The sequence below is a fragment of the Rhodococcus sp. OK611 genome (assembly GCF_003050885.1).
In the GTDB taxonomy this organism is placed as follows: domain Bacteria; phylum Actinomycetota; class Actinomycetes; order Mycobacteriales; family Mycobacteriaceae; genus Rhodococcus_G; species Rhodococcus_G oryzae.
The window spans coordinates 290,015-305,172 of the sequence record NZ_QAOZ01000005.1 but is presented as its reverse complement, the minus strand read 5'-3'; the positions used below and the strand labels follow the sequence as shown (position 1 = coordinate 305,172).

Sequence of the window (15,158 nt, the reverse complement as noted above, 5' to 3'; positions counted from 1 at the left end):
ATTCTTGAACTGCACCGTGCCACCAGCGGGAGCGGGCGAGACCGTCGCCTTCAACTCCGCAGGCGCACCCACGAACGCCGTCGCAGGCACCGTCAACGCCGTAGAGGTCGCAACCTCCGGAGCCGAGACCGTCACCGTCGCCGCCTCCGAGGTCGACGTCGTGAAGCCGGGAGCCCCGGAGTAGACCGCGGTGATGGTGTGCGGACCGGCGGCGTCGAACGCATGCGGGATCGTGGCCTTGCCGTCCACCACGTCTGCCGGGCCACCGAGGGCGGTGCCCCCGTCCTTGAACTGCACCGTGCCACCCGCGGGGGTCGGCGACACCGTCGCCGACAGGTCGAGCGCCGCACCCACGTTCGCCGTGGCCGGTACCGTCAGCGTCGTCGTGGTCGCGACATCGGCAACCGACACCGTGACCGTCGCCGCCGCGGAGGTGGAACCGGTGAAACCGGCACCGCCGGAGTAGACAGCGGTGATCGACTTCGCACCCGCGGCATCGAACGTGTGCGACAGCGTCGCCACACCGGCGTTGAGAGTGACCGGACCACCGATGTTCGCGGCACCGTCCTTGAACTGCACCGTGCCACCCGCGGCAGCCGGAGCAACCGTCGCCTTCAACTCAACCGCAGCACCCACATTCGCCGTCGCAGGCACCGTCAATGTCGTGGTGGTCGCCGCGTCGGGCACCGACACCGTCACCGTCGCCGCAGCAGACGTCGAACCCGTGAAACCCGCACCACCCGAATACACAGCGGTGATCGACTTCGCACCCGCAGCATCAAAGGCGTGCGACAGCGTCGCAGCGCCACCGTTGACCGCAACCGGACCACCGATACTCGCGGCACCATCCTTGAACTGCACCGTGCCACCCGCAGCAGCCGGAGCAACCGTCGCCTTCAACTCAACCGCAGCACCCACATTCGCCGTCGCCGGCACCGTCAACGTCGTCGTGGTTGCGGTCTCGGACACCGACACCGTCGGGCCCTTGCCGTCATAGGTGCCGCTGCCGAGCGTCCCGGCGTAGTGCACCGTCGTCATCAGCGGCACGCCGCGGGCGCAATCGGCGCCCACCTTGTAGGAGAACTCGAAGGTCCGCAGGTTCGGCGAGATGTGCGGATAGAGCGCCCAACTGCCCGCCACCTTCGCGAAGTCGGCGCCCTGGCTGTCGAGGCCGCGCGGCGAGCCGTCGACCTTCGCCGAACCCTCCACATAGGTCAGGCACGGCGGATGAATGTCCTTGACCTGCTGGATGTACTCGACAACCCCACCGGTCCGATCGAAGGCGGTCGTCGACGTGATGATGTCGCCCGCGGCCGGGGTGACGTCACTGATCGTGCGGGTGATCCGCTCGCTCCCGTCGTCCCAGGTCACCGAGCCCGGCGCTGCCGAGGCGACACCACCGCCGATCCCCAGACCGAGCACCGCGAGGGCCGCACCACTCACCGCCGCCACAGCACGACGCATCACCGCATGTGACATTCTTGTTCCTCCATGCATCCAGGGACCGCGCGAATGCATAGCCAGAACCTAGAACCGGTTACAGATCGCACGAAATGCGGCAACCATAACCAACCGCCATCGCGCTGCGATGCCAAATTGAGATGATTGCCGTCGCGGACATTCGTCCAACTGCGAAATCGCAGGTCAGAGGTTCACACCGCGAGACCATGGGTGAGCAGCGCTGCCAGTTCGAGATACGCCTGGGCGTCCGGGAGCCCCGTTGACTCCGCGACCCGGCGCTGCTGGATGCGCACCATCATCGCCGCGGCCACATCGGCGACGAAGGCGGCATTGACGTCCCGGAACTCGCCCTCCCGAACCCCCTCCGTGATCAGTTCCTGCACCCGTCGGGCGGCGAACCGAGTATTGCGCTCGTAGATCTCGCGGGCCGCGGCATTGCTCGCGAGGTCGTCCATGAAGCGGGTCGAGGCCGGCCGGAGTTGCTCGCCCACCGCCTCCAGGTAGGTCCCGATTCGTTCGCGCGCGCCGACGACACCGTCGAGCCGGGACTCCACGCGCTCGGTGGCACCCCGAAAGAAGTGCACCGTCGCGGCGCGGACCAGCTGTTCCTTACTGTCCGCGAGCGCGTACAGCGTCGACTTCGAACACCGCAACCTGCCCGCGAGGTCGTCGAGCGTCAGGTGGGCAAAGCCCTCCCCCAGGAGCAGGTCGACAAGCTGATCGAGCAGCTGCGCTCGGCGCGCGGCGCCACGCACGGCCGGAGCGCTGGAGCGGGTTGCCATACCGCTAACTGTACTGCAGTATCTTTTCTAGTACTACTCACCGGAGGAGACCGCCGTGCCCGTCGAACGCCTGCTGCCCAGCCAGGAAGCCCGCGACCTGATCGAACTGACCCGCGACGTCGCGGACAAGGTGCTGGCACCGAAGGTGAACGAGCACGAGAAGTCGGAGACCTTCCCCGAGGGCGTCTTCCCGGCCCTCGGCCAGGCCGGACTGCTGAGCCTGCCGTATCCCGAGGAGTTCGGCGGCGGCAACCAGCCGTACGAGGTGTACCTGCAGGTGCTCGAGGAACTCGCCGCGCGTTGGGCCGCCGTCGCCGTGGCGACCAGCGTGCACAGCCTCTCCTGCTTCGCACTTGCCACCCACGGCACCGACGAGCAGAAGTCCCGGTGGCTCCCGGACATGCTGGGCGGCAACACCATCGGCGCATACAGCCTCTCCGAGCCGCAGGCCGGCTCCGACGCCGCCGCGCTGAGCTGTAAGGCGACGCCCGTCGACGGCGGTTTCCGGATCAACGGATCCAAGGCCTGGATCACCAACGGCGGCCGGGCCGACTTCTACACCCTGTTCGCGCGCACCAGCGACGACGGTCCGCGCGGCATCTCCTGCCTGCTTGTGGACTCCGGCACCGAGGGTTTGAGCTTCGGCAAGCCCGAGGAGAAGATGGGGCTGCGCGCCGTCCCCACCACGTCCGCCCACTACGACGATGCCTTCGTCCCGCAGGAGCGACTGATCGGAGCGCAGGGACAGGGCCTGCCGATCGCCTTCAGCGCGCTCGACTCGGGCCGCCTCGGCATCGCCGCGGTCGCGGTGGGGCTCGCCCAGGGCGCGCTCGACGACGCCGTCGCATACGCCAAGGAACGCAAGGCCTTCGGCAAGCGGATCATCGACCACCAGGGTCTCGGATTCCTGCTCGCGGACATGGCCGCCGCGGTCGACTCGGCCCGCGCCACCTACCTGGACGCGGCGCGCAGGCGCGACGCCGGTGTGCCCTACTCGCGCAGCGCCAGCGTCGCGAAACTGGTCGCCACCGACGCCGCGATGAAGGTGACCACCGATGCCGTCCAGGTGTTCGGCGGGTACGGCTACACCCAGGATTTCCCGGTGGAGCGGTACATGCGCGAGGCCAAGATCACCCAGATCTTCGAGGGCACCAATCAGATTCAACGCTTGGTGATCGCGCGGTCGCTCGCCGGCTAGGCGATCCGCGCACTCTCAACAGAGTGACAAGAGCCCCGCCCTTGACTCAACCAGTCAAGGGCGGGGCTCCGGCGTTTCCGGGAACTAGTTGTTGGTGAGCTGGAAGCCCTTGCCGGTGAAGCCATCCGGCTTAGAGTTCATGTCCTGGAGGATGATCTTCGCCGAGTTGTAGTAGTACTGGTAACCAAGAACTGTCGGGCCCTGTCCGGAGACAATCCCGGCCCACTTGTGGGGCTCCAACCTCCCGACGAGCGGGCCGCCTGAGTCACCAGCCCTGTTCTTTATGTTTCCGTACGAGACGCCACTGAGCTCGTGCGTCACTGTTCCGCATCGATTCAATTGGGACTGCGGCTGACCGGCCTGCGCGTTGGCCTGGGTCGTATAGGACCCCACCTGGCAGAGCTGAGCAAAGGTCCCGGGTGCGACCAACTGCCCGGAACTACCCGTGAGGTTCGTGTTGATCTTGAACCAGGGCACCGACGGCGTGACAACAGACCCGTGAGTAGCGGACGGGAGGAATTCGTCCGTACTGAACGGAGTCACCCCGTCCGCCTCGAACTCATACGTGGGCGCCGTCATGACCTGACTCGAGAGCTGAATGTGCGGTGCGAACTCAATGACCATGTAGTCGAGCGGGAGAGTCTTCTGAATATTCGCCTCCCCCGCTTGCTTCTGCGGGCCACTGAGCTGTCGGGCGGGAGTCTGCGGATATGTATCGAATCCAGCCGATCGGACCGGATTCCTTGTCGCGCCAGTCCCACACGCGCTGGCCGTCGTCGTTGGTTGTGGTGTGGGTTGCCTCCGCGACCCCCTTGCCGATTTCCCACGGGTTGCAGTGCCCAGCAGTGATGCCCACCTTTCGGCCCCCTGCGTCGGTACCGACGGCGCCCAGCGTGCATTTGCCCTTCTCGAACTGGAGGCGCATGCCGGGAGCCGCAATCTTGGTCGGCGTTGCCGGATCGGCCCCTGCTGTGCCCGCTGCGAGCGTGAACGCCATCGCGACCGCGGAAGCAAGGCTGGCGAGTCGCCGGGTTGAGCGTTTCATCAATTCCCCTCCGAAAGATGTTGCTGTCACTCAAATGAAGGACGATGGGGAGAATAGACCGAACGGTCCAATATGCGCGGCGGATTGGAAAGACCCCGGTCACACGCCAACCCGGCAAGTGTCATGTGTCACGTATCACGTTGCGCACCCACATCGCCGCTGACACATTGACCTGCAAGGCTCACGACGCTGGGCCGAGCCAAGACTGAGGCCAGTCGGGAGGTCGCGGGTGTCTTCGAGTTCCGTGAGTGCGATCAGTGGTGCCCACTATCGATCGCTCATCCACAACGTCAACATGCCGGTGATCGTGCACAAGAGCAACGATCACGTCGTCGATGTCAACCGGGCCTTCGCAGACCTCCTCGGATATTCACTGCCCGAGGCGCGCACCCTGGGTCCTCGCCAATTCATCCATCCGAGTCTCATCGAAGAACACGATCGCGGACACACCCAGCTGATCAACGGCGAGCAACTCGGCCTGTCCGCGGACGTCGATCTGGTGCGCAAGGACGGCGGCGTCATCCGGGTCAAGGTGAACAAATCGGTTGCCCGGCACAACGCCGAAACTGTGGTGATGACCGTGATCGAGGGCGTCGCGCGGCAGGTCTGACCGCGTAGCGCCGTGCCATCTAGCGGGCGGCGGCCTCGGCCCTGCGCGCCCGATATGCCGCCACGTTCGCCCGGTTCCCACAGTTTCCCGTATCGCAGTACCGCCGGGACCTGTTGCGGGACAAGTCGATCAGAACCGAATCACAATCGGGCGCCACGCAGTGACGCAAACGGTCGAGGTCGCCGACGCGGATGACGTCGACGATCGCCATCGCCGCCTCGGCTCCCATCCGGTGCACCAACGGATCGTCATCCGCGGTGACGTGCAGGTGCCAGCCCCAGTCGCCGTGCTCGGTCAGGCGGGGCATGGCCTTTGCCTCCAGGAGCAACGTGTTCACGATCTGCGCCGCGTCACGGTCGCTGCCCGACTGCCACAACCGGGCGAGCCGTGGCCGCAACGCACGCACCGCGCGCAACTCCGCCTCGGTGCCGTCGCGCCTGCCGCTCCAGTCGTGTTCAGTCAGGAACGCGTCGAGTGCGGCCACGTCGGGCAGCAGCTCACGGCCGCCGAGTCCGGTGTTGACCAGTGCCGCCGCGCAGATCAGGGCCCTCTCGGTGTCATGGGCTATATACACTTTGACTCCTGACGACTCGCCTCATACCGTCATGAGTCTAATCAGGTTTCACTCATGACAGGAGACGCCGACGTGCACAGCAGCGCGGCCGTGGCCATCCGGACCGGTACCGCCCTGAGCGTGCTCTCCGCCTTCACCTTCGGGATGTCGGGCCCGTTCGCCAAGTCGCTGATGGGTGTCGGCTGGTCCCCCGGCGGCACGGTGCTCGCACGGATCGCCGGGGCCGCCGTCGTGATGCTGGTCATTGCCGCGATCGCCGACCCGTCCGGACTGCGCACCGCACACCGGCACGCCAAGACGATCGTGCTGTACGGCCTGATGGCGGTGGCGGGCGTCCAGGCCAGCTTCTTCCTGGCGCTGCAGTACCTCTCGGTCGGCGTCGCCCTGATGATCCAGTTCCTCGCGCCGCTACTGGTCATCGGCTGGGCGTGGGCGACCCGGGGCGAGCGCCCCGGCCCGGTGACCCTGCTCGGCACTGCTCTGGCGCTGGCGGGCGCGGTTGGCGTGCTCGACCTGTTCGGGTCCGTCGAGGTCAGCCTCGCGGGCGTCGCGTGGTCGACCATCTCGATGGTCTGCCTGGCCTGCTTCTTCGTCATCTCGGACCGGACCTCCGACACGTTCAGCCCGCTGGTGCTGACCGCGACCGGGATGAGCGTCGGCGCCGTCGCGATCGGCTGCGTCGGACTGATCGGAGTGCTGCCGCTGAGCGCGACGGCCGCGGACACCACGCTGGGGTCGGTCGAGTTGGCCTGGTTCGTCCCGCTCGCCCTGCTGATCCTCGTGAGCACCGTCGTCGCCTACCTGTCGGGCAGTGCCGCGGTCGCCCGGATCGGGCCGACGTTGACCTCGCTGATCCTGCTGACCGAGGTGCTGTTCGCCGTCATCGCCTCGTGGATCCTGCTCGGCGAATCGATGACGCCCGTCCAGATCATCGGTGGTGCGGGGATGCTCGGCGGCATCGCGCTCGCCCGGCTCGGCGGCGCCGGCGGCCGACGACCACCGTTGCCCGCGCCGCAGCCCGCCGAGTGTGCAGTTACCGACCTGCCCTCTCGGCCGATGCCTCGGTAGCTGCACACTCGGCGATCAGTCGCCGCAGCAGCCGCCCGGCACCGCCCGCACCTCACGGGTGACGGCGTTGCGCTCGGCGAGATCCTCGTCGGCCGGGTAATCCACCCGCACCAGGCTCAGCCCGTGCGCGGGCGCGACCAGCACCGAACTCGACCGCTCGCGCTGCTCCAACAGCCCGACCGTCCACTCGACGCTGCGGCGGCCCTCACCCACCGCCAGCATCGCGCCGACCAGGCTGCGGACCATCGACCAGCAGAAGGCGTCCGCGCTGACGTGCGCGATGACGATGTCGCCGTCGCGCACCCAGTCGAAGCGCTGCAACTCGCGGACCGTCGTCGCGTTCTCCTTGCGCCTGCAGAACGCGGCGAAGTCGTGCAGACCCAGCAGCCCGGCCGACGCCCGGCTCATCGCGTCGAGGTCCAGGTCCTTCGGCACCGAGACGGTGTCGCGGGCCCGCAACGGCTCTACGCCGTACTTCGCGGTGCTGATGCGGTATTCGTAATGCCTGCGGATCGCCGAGAACCGGGCGTCGAATTCGGCTGGCACCGCGGTGACCGCCTTGATCCGGACGTCCGGCGGCAGGAACCGCGCGAATCGGCGAACCAGCCGGCTGGGGTCGTCCAACGGCGCCGCGAGGTCCATGTGCGCGACCTGCCCGGCCGCGTGCACGCCCGCGTCGGTCCGTCCGGCGACGGTCAGTTCGACCGGTTCGCGGAACACGGTCGACAGTGCCTGCTCGAGCACCCCACACACCGTCCGGAGCCCGGGCTGGCGCGCCCAGCCGGAGAAGTCGGTGCCGTCATAGGTCACATCGAGGCGATAGCGAACGAACCCGCCACCCCCGGAGGGGGCGACGGGTTCGTTGCGAGGTTCTGACGCGTTCAGCGTTAGTCCTTCTTGGCCTCGTCCGCGTCGGCGGCGGTGGCGGTCTCGTCCTCGAGAGCCTCCACGACTGCGTCCGCGTTCTCGACCTCGGCCTCGGTCGCCTCGGCCTCGACGGCCTCCACGACGTTCTCGGCCGGGGCCTCCTGCGAAGCCTTCACGCGACGCGCGCGATCGGCCTCGGAGGTGACGGTCTGCTCCTTGACGAGCTCGATGATCGCCATCGGAGCGTTGTCACCCTTGCGGGGGACGGTCTTGATGATGCGGGTGTAGCCGCCATCACGCTCCGCGTAGAACGGACCGATCTCCGCGAACAGGGTGTGCACGACATCCTTGTTGCGGATGACCTTGAGCACCTCACGACGGTGAGCCAGCGTACCGGCCTTCGCGTGCGTGATGAGCTTCTCGGCGTAGGGCCGCACGGCCTTGGCCTTGGCCTCGGTGGTGGTGATGCGACCGTGCTCGAAGAGCGCGGTGGCCAGATTGGCGTAGATCGCCTTCTGGTGCGAAGCCGACCCGCCGAAGCGAGCACCCTTCTTGGGCTTGGGCATGATGAATCTCCTAGTAAGGAACCGGTGAGCTGACTACAGCTGTTCGGTCTCGGCGTAGTCCTGGTCGTTGCCCTCGGCGTCGCTGAAGGCTCCGGCGTCCGTGTCGCTCCAGGTTCCGGTGGCGGCGTCGTAGCCGGCAACGGTGGTCGGATCGAAGGAGGCCGGGCTGTCCTTGAGGGCAAGGCCGAGCGAATGCAGCTTGACCTTCACCTCGTCGATGGACTTCTGACCGAAGTTGCGGATGTCCAGCAGATCGGACTCGGTGCGACCAACCAGCTCGCCGACGGTGTGAACACCCTCGCGCTTGAGGCAGTTGTAGGAACGGACGGTGAGGTCCAGGTCCTCGATCGGCAGTCCGAAGGAAGCGATGTGATCGGCCTCGGCGGGCGAGGGTCCGATCTCGATGCCTTCTGCTTCGACGTTCAGCTCACGGGCCAGGCCGAAGAGCTCAACCAGGGTCTTGCCCGCCGAGGCGAGCGCGTCCCGAGCAGTGATGGAGTTCTTGGTCTCCACGTCCAGCACGAGCCGATCGAAGTCGGTGCGCTGCTCGACGCGGGTGGCCTCCACCTTGTAGGTGACCTTGAGCACCGGCGAGTAGATCGAGTCGACCGGGATACGGCCGATCTCGGCGCCGGACGCCTTGTTCTGGACGGCGGGGACATAGCCGCGACCGCGCTCGACGACGAGCTCGATCTCCAGCTTGCCCTTGTCGTTCAGGGTGGCGATGTGCAGATCCGGGTTGTTCACCGTGACGCCGGCCGGGGGCACGATGTCGCCTGCAGTCACGGCACCGGGGCCCTGCTTGCGGACGTACATGGTGACCGGCTCGTCCTCTTCGGAGCTCACGACCAGGCCCTTGAGGTTCAGGATGATGTCGGTGACATCTTCCTTCACGCCGGGGACGGTGGTGAACTCGTGCAGGACGCCGTCGATACGGATGCTGGTGACAGCAGCGCCGGGGATCGACGACAGCAGGGTGCGGCGAAGCGAGTTGCCGAGGGTGTACCCGAAGCCGGGCTCAAGGGGCTCGATGACGAACTTCGAGCGGTTGTCAGCGATGACCTCTTCGGTCAGCGTGGGTCGCTGAGAAATGAGCATGTGGTTTTCCTCCTGTACGGACGTCCGCTATTTGACGCCCACGATGGATGGCGCCTCCGGCACCCGTGCGCCTTCCCCCAGCCGGGGCTGTCGGAAAGGCGCACGGGGCACAAGGCATTACTTCGAGTACAGCTCCACGATCAGCTGCTCCTGCAGCGGAACGTCGATCTGCGCGCGCTCGGGCACATTGTGGACCAGGACGCGGAGGCGACCCGGAACGACCTGCAGCCAGCCGGGAACCGGACGGTCGCCGACGGTCTCGCGGGCAACCTGGAACGGCAGCGTGCTCAGCGACTTCTCCTTGACATCGATGATGTCGTACTGAGAAACGCGGTAGCTCGGGATGTCGACCTTCTTGTTGTTCACGAGAAGGTGGCCGTGGCTGACGAGCTGGCGGGCCTGACGACGGGTACGGGCCAGGCCGGCGCGGTACACGACGTTGTCGAGACGGGTCTCGAGGATGCGCAGCAGGTTCTCGCCGGTCTTACCCGGGCGACGCACCGCTTCCTTGTAGTAGCGGACGAACTGCTTCTCCATGACGCCGTAGGTGAAGCGAGCCTTCTGCTTCTCCTGCAGCTGGAGCAGGTACTCGCTCTCCTTGATCCGCGCGCGGCCGTGCTGGCCCGGCGGGTAGGGGCGACGCTCGAACGCCTGGTCTCCTCCGACGAGGTCGACGCGCAGACGACGCGACTTGCGGGTGATGGGGCCGGTATAACGTGCCATTTTCTAAACCTTTCCTTCCCGCTAGACCCGACGCCGCTTGGGCGGACGGCAGCCGTTGTGCGGCTGAGGGGTGACATCGGAGATGGTGCCGACCTCGAGGCCAGCAGCCTGCAGCGAGCGGATCGCGGTCTCGCGTCCCGAGCCGGGGCCCTTGACGAAGACGTCGACCTTCTTCACGCCGTGCTCCTGCGCCTTGCGGGCAGCGCTCTCGGCGGCCAGCTGAGCGGCGAACGGGGTCGACTTACGCGAACCCTTGAAGCCCACATGGCCCGAGGACGCCCACGAGATGACGTTGCCGGCCGGGTCCGTGATGGACACGATGGTGTTGTTGAAGGTGCTCTTGATGTGAGCGGCGCCGTGCGGGACGTTCTTCTTGTCCCTGCGACGTGCCTTCTGGGTCTTCTTCGGACCGGTGCGTGACTTAGGGGGCATTACTTCGCCTTCTTCTTGCCGGCAATGGTGCGCTTGGGGCCCTTGCGGGTGCGCGCGTTGGTCTTGGTGCGCTGTCCACGCACGGGCAGACCACGACGGTGGCGCAGGCCCTGGTAGCAGCCGATCTCGATCTTGCGACGAATGTCCGCCTGAACCTCGCGGCGAAGGTCACCCTCGACCTTCAGCGACTCCTCGATGTACTCGCGGAGCTTGGTCAGATCCTCGTCACTGAGGTCCTTGCTGCGCAGATCCGGGTTGACACCGGTGGCCGCGAGGATCTCCTTGGAGCGGGTACGGCCGACGCCGTAGATGTAGGTCAGTGCGATCTCCATACGCTTTTCGCGAGGAAGATCAACACCTGCGAGACGTGCCATGTTGGCATTTCCTATCGGTGTGCGGAGGTCTGCTCCCAGTCCGTCCCCTGTGTCCTCTGATCGCTCAGAGCGTCTTTCAACTAACTCAGTGGGGCCCCGGCCTCCGTGCCGGGGGTGCACCCGGATGTGCTGCTCGGGCCGAAACCCGTTGGCCGTCATCCTGGCTGGTGCTGAGAGGTCTTCTTTTCAGTTGCGTCGGACAAGCCGATCGCAAGTCGTGCAGGTGGTTATCCCTGACGCTGCTTGTGACGCAGGTTGTCGCAGATGACCATGACCCGGCCGTTACGACGGATCACCTTGCACTTCTCGCAGATCTTCTTGACGCTGGGCTGAACCTTCACGTCTGTCTAATCTCCTGTGTGGTCGCCCACCGGTGGGTGGACATGGTTTCCCCAGGCCAGATGTGGCCCGGGAAGTGTGTGTTACTTGTACCGGTAGACGATGCGACCGCGAGAGAGGTCATAGGGCGACAGCTCTACGACGACACGGTCTTCCGGCAGGATGCGAATGTAGTGCTGACGCATCTTCCCGCTGATGTGCGCGAGGACCTTGTGGCCGTTCTCGAGCTCAATGCGGAACATTGCATTGGGCAGCGGTTCGACTACGCGTCCCTCGACCTCGATGGCCCCGTCTTTCTTAGCCATATCCTCCGCGATCCGTTGGTGGGCATCGTTCTCCGTTACGGTGATGCGCACGCGGTAGAGAACCGGCGAGCCGCACAGACGCACGAAACGACCGGCACGCAGGGCGCACCGTTGATCTAGCTTACCGGAGTTCGCTCACCAGGCCAAATGCGGGTTCAATCCCCCCGAACCCCAGAAGGGACGTGAAGAGTGCGCGCGGTGGTGCAACGGGTCACCCAGGCGGCCGTCGAGGTCGACGGTCACACCGTCGCCAGCATCGCGCCGGACGGCCAGGGGCTGCTGGTCCTGCTCGGCGTCGGACACGGCGATGATCCCGCGGTCGCCTACGCCCTCGCCGCGAAGGTGTGGAAGCTCCGCATCCTGGACGACGAGCGCTCGGCCTCCGACATCGGCGCGCCGATCCTGGTGGTCAGCCAGTTCACGCTGCTCGCGGACACCCGCAAGAGTCGGCGCCCGTCCTGGTCGGCCGCCGCGCCGCGCGCCGTGGCCGAGCCGCTGGTGGACGCGTTCGCCGACGCGCTGCGCGGGCTGGGCGCGGACGTCCAGACCGGACACTTCGGCGCGCACATGCGCGTCAGCTCGGTCAACGACGGCCCCGTCACACTGCTGCTCGAGGCCTGAGGAGGCTCGTTCGGCTCCTCACCCGTGCCAGCGACGGTAGGCCTCGGCCGCACCCGGGTGCAGCGGAACCCCAGCGGTGGTGATCAACGAGCGGCCGTCGAGGAACTGGGTGCCCGACGCCTCCGGGGGCACCAGATCGGCGGCCCGGTACAGCAGCAGGTCGACCACCTCGGCCGCGAGCACATCAGCCAGACCCTCCGCCGCCAGCAACAGGTTCGCGACTCCGACCGTGCCGACGGCGGGGCCGCCCGGGTACGCGTCCGCGGGGATCGTCACCGGGTCGTACACCTGCCCGAACCGGTCCCTCATCGGCGAAACCAGCTCGGACAGGTCTACCAGTCGCATGCGGGCGGGAATGTCCAACGCCGCGGTCGGCACCCCGCCCGCCCAGAGCAATGCGTCGATGGAGCCCGCCTCGAGCTCTTCGGTCGCCGCATCCAACGGCAGGTGGGTGACGGTGAGCTCCGAGGCGGGATCCAGCCCGGCCGCGATCATCAGGCGCTCGCCGGTCAGCGCGGCACCGGAACCCTCCGCACCCAGGTTCACCCGCATTCCCCGTAGGTCCCCCGCCGCCCCGACCGGGCTGTCCGCACGGACCACCAGCTGGAGATAGTTCTCGTACACCCGGCCGATGGCCACGGCGTCCACCGTCATCGGATCGACCGAGTCCGCGAGCGTGAGGGCCAGGTCCACCTCACCGCGGGCCAGCAGGTCGAGGTTCTCGCGGGATCCGCTGGTGACCACCGGCTCGATCCGCAGGTCGTCGGTTTCGGCGGCCGCCCGCGCCAGCAGTCCGGCGAAGGCGTGATACAGACCGCCGTACTCGCCGGACGCGATCCGCACTACCGCGGGACCCGATCGCGAGCCGCACCCGGCCGCGGCGGCCAGCGCTCCCGTGGCGGCCAGGGCGAGGAACCCGCGGCGGGTGATCACGACGCCGACCCGTCGCCGGACGCGTTGCCTGCGCGTCCCGGGTCCGTCGCGGGCAGCCGCACAGTGACGGCGAGCCCGTGCGGAGAGACCCTGGCGATCGTCATCGTGCCCCGGTTCGCCCGGGCAAGGGCCCGCGCGATGGGCAGGCCGAGCCCTGAGCCCCCGGCGGGCCCTCCGGCCGCACTCGTGCCCCGGAAGAACCGGGTGTCGAGGCGGTCGACCTCCGGGGCGGACACGCCGACCCCGTCGTCCGCGATCTCGATCCTCGTCCATCCCGGCTCCGTGGACACGGTGATCCGGGTGTGCGCCCCTGCCCCCGCGTATCGGCACGCGTTGCTCAAGGGGACATCCAGGATCTGCGCCAGGACGTCGGGCGAGACCGCCGCCTCGTGTGACGGCCCGGGTTCGACCAGGGTGAGCTCCACCCCCGCCCGCGCAAACGCCTGATGCCAGGCGTCGACCCGTTCGTGGGCAACCGAAGCGGGATCGCAGCGTTCAGTCACCGTCGAGGCTGGGTCGGCAGGGGCGAACCCGGACGCGCTCTCGGCGACCGCGAGTGCCAGTAGACCGTCGAGAAGGGAGGTGAGCCGGTCGACCTCGGCGGCGGCGCCGCGGAAGGTGGCGGCCGCGCGGTCCGGGATCGAGGTCTCCAGCGAATCCAATCGGATCGTGAGGGCCGCCAGCGGATTACGCATCGCATGCGCGGTGTCCGCCACCAGCTGCCGCTGCGCCTCGGCCGAGTCGGCGACCGCCGCCGCCATCGCATCGAAGGACTCGGTCAGTTCGCGGACCTCCGGCGGCCCGCCGTAGCGACGCGCGATCGAGGCGGGCGCACCCTGCCCGTGCCGGGGGGCCGGCAGGGTCGCGGTCAGCGCGGCGACCCCGTCGGACAGTTCCCCGAGCGGTCGCAGCACCCACCGGCTCAATACCAGCGCCAGCGCCGTGAACACGGCCATCGCGACCACCGCTCCGGCCGTGATGACCGCCCACGCCCGCGCGATGTCCGTTCGCGCGCGTTCGGTGGACGCCTCGATCACCACCGCGCCGTCCACCTGGACGCCGGTGCCGACCGGCCGGGCCACCAGCATGGCGGGCGCGCTCCACGGCATCAGCCGCTGGGTCACGGCGGGCCGCTGGTTACGGCGGGCGGCCGCGACGGCGTCCCCGATGGCGGGATCGCTCCGCTCGATGCCGGCCTCGACCACCACGGCGCCCCGCGCGTCGACGACGAGCACTCCCTCGGAGTAGAGGTCCGAGTACCGCGCGACCTCGTCGGCAAGGGCTCTGGGGTCACCCGATCCCACCGCGTCGCCGGAGAGCAGGGCGAACCTGTCCGCATCGCCGCTGCGCGCCAGCACGAGCTGTTGCGTGCGGTTGGTGGCGACGGTCAGCGTCAACGGCACCGCGAACGCCAGCACCGCGAGGGCGGCGAATCCCGTCAGCGCGGCGAGCAGCCGTCGGCGCATCGCGGGATCTCCCTTCCGGTCACGAACCCCACCGGTAACCGAATCCTCTGATCGTCGTGATCAGTCCTGGCCGGTTCAGCTTCGATCGCAGACCGGTCATGTGCACGTCCAGCGACCGTGAGACGGCGACGAACGCGTCGCCCCAGATCCGATCCATCAACTGCTGCCTGCTCACCGCGGACCCCGGCCGCTCGACGAGCACCTCCACCAGTGCGAACTCCTTCTGGGTCAGCCCGATGTCCACCCCGTCCACCTCGACGACGCGAGCGCGCCGGTCCACCCGGACATCGCCGGTGACCACCACGTCTGCGGCGCGGGCCGGCGACGGCGCCTGCGCCGCGCGCCTGGTGACGGTGTCCAGCCGCGCCGTCAGCTCCGCGATGCGCGGCGGCTTGACCAGGTAGTCGTCGGCGCCACCGCGCAGCCCGCGAACGATCGACCGCTCGTCGCTGCGCGCGGTGAGGATGAGAACCGGGACCGAGCTCACCTCACGTAGCTGCCGCAGCACCTGCAGGCCGTCCGCATCGGGCAGGCCGAGATCGAGGATCACCGCGTCGAATCCGCGGTGCGCCACGAGCAGGTCCGAACCGCGCCGCATGCGCTCGGCGACGTGGCCGCGGGCCCCGAGGGCCTCGATCAAGGCCTCGCCGACCCCGTCGTCGTCCTCCACCACCGCTATCCGCACGCGCCGACCCT

Annotated in this window: 20 protein-coding genes; 4 read left to right on the top strand and 16 right to left on the bottom strand. The window is 67.9% G+C overall.

Features of this window, described 5'->3' with window-relative positions:
* Together C8K38_RS08595 and C8K38_RS08590 are read right to left on the bottom strand one after the other, a co-directional pair.
* On the bottom strand, positions 1–1,479 hold a 1,479-nt coding region (locus C8K38_RS08595), incomplete at its 3' end, for an Ig-like domain-containing protein (RefSeq protein WP_181320855.1).
* A 173-nt stretch (positions 1,480–1,652) separates the two neighbouring features.
* On the bottom strand, positions 1,653–2,243 hold the full coding sequence (locus C8K38_RS08590) for a TetR/AcrR family transcriptional regulator (protein WP_097211088.1): 591 nt from the start codon (positions 2,241–2,243) through the stop codon (positions 1,653–1,655).
* A gap of 55 nt (positions 2,244–2,298) precedes the next feature.
* On the opposite strand from C8K38_RS08590, the gene C8K38_RS08585 reads away from it, so the two are divergent.
* Positions 2,299–3,441, top strand: coding sequence for an acyl-CoA dehydrogenase family protein (locus C8K38_RS08585; protein WP_097211087.1), 1,143 nt, complete (start codon positions 2,299–2,301; stop codon positions 3,439–3,441).
* 84 nt (positions 3,442–3,525) lie between these two features.
* Here the strand turns inward: C8K38_RS08585 and C8K38_RS08580 are convergent, their stop codons facing one another.
* Entirely contained in the window at positions 3,526–4,065 is a 540-nt protein-coding gene (locus C8K38_RS08580) for a hypothetical protein (protein ID WP_097211086.1), read from the bottom strand.
* Positions 4,055–4,486: a hypothetical protein gene (locus tag C8K38_RS26820; RefSeq protein ID WP_143548411.1), complete on the bottom strand. Its 432-nt coding sequence runs from the start codon at positions 4,484–4,486 to the stop codon at positions 4,055–4,057. Before C8K38_RS26820 ends, C8K38_RS08580 begins: the two co-directional genes overlap by 11 nt.
* 229 nt (positions 4,487–4,715) lie before the next feature.
* Between C8K38_RS26820 and C8K38_RS08575 the strand changes: the two genes are divergently transcribed.
* Positions 4,716–5,096 (top strand): PAS domain S-box protein, encoded by a 381-nt coding sequence (locus tag C8K38_RS08575; RefSeq protein ID WP_143548410.1) that lies wholly within the window; start codon positions 4,716–4,718, stop codon positions 5,094–5,096.
* Between the two features lie 19 nt (positions 5,097–5,115).
* On the opposite strand, the gene C8K38_RS08570 is transcribed toward C8K38_RS08575, so the two are convergent.
* Positions 5,116–5,670 carry a CGNR zinc finger domain-containing protein gene (locus tag C8K38_RS08570; protein ID WP_097211084.1) on the bottom strand — a complete coding sequence of 185 codons (555 nt, stop codon included), beginning with the start codon at positions 5,668–5,670 and terminating at the stop codon, positions 5,116–5,118.
* A gap of 54 nt (positions 5,671–5,724) precedes the next feature.
* Here C8K38_RS08570 and C8K38_RS08565 point away from each other — a divergent pair, with 54 nt between their 5' ends.
* On the top strand, positions 5,725–6,738 hold the full coding sequence (locus C8K38_RS08565) for an EamA family transporter (protein WP_097211083.1): 1,014 nt from the start codon (positions 5,725–5,727) through the stop codon (positions 6,736–6,738).
* A 15-nt stretch (positions 6,739–6,753) separates the two neighbouring features.
* On the opposite strand, the gene truA is transcribed toward C8K38_RS08565, so the two are convergent.
* The 8 genes from truA to infA all read right to left on the bottom strand — a co-directional run bounded on the left by truA (position 6,754) and on the right by infA (position 11,442).
* Positions 6,754–7,623, bottom strand: coding sequence for a tRNA pseudouridine(38-40) synthase TruA (gene truA / locus C8K38_RS08560; protein ID WP_097211082.1), 870 nt, complete (start codon positions 7,621–7,623; stop codon positions 6,754–6,756).
* A 2-nt stretch (positions 7,624–7,625) separates the two neighbouring features.
* A complete protein-coding gene (rplQ, locus tag C8K38_RS08555; RefSeq protein ID WP_077040854.1) occupies positions 7,626–8,171 on the bottom strand; it encodes a 50S ribosomal protein L17 in 546 nt (181 codons plus the stop codon).
* Between the two features lie 33 nt (positions 8,172–8,204).
* A complete protein-coding gene (locus C8K38_RS08550; protein WP_077040853.1) occupies positions 8,205–9,269 on the bottom strand; it encodes a DNA-directed RNA polymerase subunit alpha in 1,065 nt (354 codons plus the stop codon).
* A 117-nt stretch (positions 9,270–9,386) separates the two neighbouring features.
* A complete protein-coding gene (rpsD, locus tag C8K38_RS08545; protein ID WP_077040852.1) occupies positions 9,387–9,992 on the bottom strand; it encodes a 30S ribosomal protein S4 in 606 nt (201 codons plus the stop codon).
* Positions 9,993–10,013: 21 nt separating this feature from the next.
* Positions 10,014–10,424, bottom strand: coding sequence for a 30S ribosomal protein S11 (gene rpsK, locus C8K38_RS08540; protein WP_077040851.1), 411 nt, complete (start codon positions 10,422–10,424; stop codon positions 10,014–10,016).
* Positions 10,424–10,798, bottom strand: coding sequence for a 30S ribosomal protein S13 (gene rpsM / locus C8K38_RS08535; protein WP_027503171.1), 375 nt, complete (start codon positions 10,796–10,798; stop codon positions 10,424–10,426). The genes rpsK and rpsM overlap by 1 nt, the downstream gene beginning before the upstream one ends.
* 227 nt (positions 10,799–11,025) lie before the next feature.
* Positions 11,026–11,139, bottom strand: coding sequence for a 50S ribosomal protein L36 (gene rpmJ, locus C8K38_RS08530; protein WP_025347279.1), 114 nt, complete (start codon positions 11,137–11,139; stop codon positions 11,026–11,028).
* Between the two features lie 81 nt (positions 11,140–11,220).
* On the bottom strand, positions 11,221–11,442 hold the full coding sequence (gene infA / locus C8K38_RS08525) for a translation initiation factor IF-1 (RefSeq protein ID WP_003418601.1): 222 nt from the start codon (positions 11,440–11,442) through the stop codon (positions 11,221–11,223).
* Between the two features lie 189 nt (positions 11,443–11,631).
* On the opposite strand from infA, the gene dtd reads away from it, so the two are divergent.
* On the top strand, positions 11,632–12,063 hold the full coding sequence (dtd, locus tag C8K38_RS08520; RefSeq protein ID WP_097211081.1) for a D-aminoacyl-tRNA deacylase: 432 nt from the start codon (positions 11,632–11,634) through the stop codon (positions 12,061–12,063).
* Between the two features lie 18 nt (positions 12,064–12,081).
* Here dtd and C8K38_RS08515 read toward each other — a convergent pair whose 3' ends face one another.
* The 3 genes from C8K38_RS08515 to C8K38_RS08505 are packed head-to-tail and all read right to left on the bottom strand — an operon-like array spanning position 12,082 to position 15,147.
* Complete coding sequence (locus tag C8K38_RS08515; protein ID WP_097211080.1) at positions 12,082–12,996, bottom strand: TAXI family TRAP transporter solute-binding subunit; 915 nt, start codon at positions 12,994–12,996, stop codon at positions 12,082–12,084.
* A complete protein-coding gene (locus C8K38_RS08510; RefSeq protein ID WP_097211079.1) occupies positions 12,993–14,462 on the bottom strand; it encodes a sensor histidine kinase in 1,470 nt (489 codons plus the stop codon). The genes C8K38_RS08515 and C8K38_RS08510 overlap by 4 nt, the downstream gene beginning before the upstream one ends.
* 19 nt (positions 14,463–14,481) lie before the next feature.
* Positions 14,482–15,147, bottom strand: a complete 666-nt coding sequence (locus C8K38_RS08505; RefSeq protein WP_097211078.1) for a response regulator transcription factor — start codon at positions 15,145–15,147, stop codon at positions 14,482–14,484.
* Positions 15,148–15,158 lie beyond the last annotated feature (11 nt).

Coding starts and splice junctions, on each gene's coding strand:
- rpsD (WP_077040852.1), bottom strand. CDS start 9,992: ATGGCACGTTATACCGGCCCCATCACCCGCAAGTCGCGTCGTCTGCGC.
- C8K38_RS08550 (WP_077040853.1), bottom strand. CDS start 9,269: ATGCTCATTTCTCAGCGACCCACGCTGACCGAAGAGGTCATCGCTGAC.
- rplQ (WP_077040854.1), bottom strand. CDS start 8,171: ATGCCCAAGCCCAAGAAGGGTGCTCGCTTCGGCGGGTCGGCTTCGCAC.
- rpsM (WP_027503171.1), bottom strand. CDS start 10,798: ATGGCACGTCTCGCAGGTGTTGATCTTCCTCGCGAAAAGCGTATGGAG.
- C8K38_RS08565 (WP_097211083.1), top strand. CDS start 5,725: ATGACAGGAGACGCCGACGTGCACAGCAGCGCGGCCGTGGCCATCCGG.
- C8K38_RS26820 (WP_143548411.1), bottom strand. CDS start 4,486: ATGAAACGCTCAACCCGGCGACTCGCCAGCCTTGCTTCCGCGGTCGCG.
- C8K38_RS08510 (WP_097211079.1), bottom strand. CDS start 14,462: ATGCGCCGACGGCTGCTCGCCGCGCTGACGGGATTCGCCGCCCTCGCG.
- infA (WP_003418601.1), bottom strand. CDS start 11,442: ATGGCTAAGAAAGACGGGGCCATCGAGGTCGAGGGACGCGTAGTCGAA.
- C8K38_RS08580 (WP_097211086.1), bottom strand. CDS start 4,065: ATGGTCATTGAGTTCGCACCGCACATTCAGCTCTCGAGTCAGGTCATG.
- rpsK (WP_077040851.1), bottom strand. CDS start 10,424: ATGCCCCCTAAGTCACGCACCGGTCCGAAGAAGACCCAGAAGGCACGT.
- C8K38_RS08590 (WP_097211088.1), bottom strand. CDS start 2,243: ATGGCAACCCGCTCCAGCGCTCCGGCCGTGCGTGGCGCCGCGCGCCGA.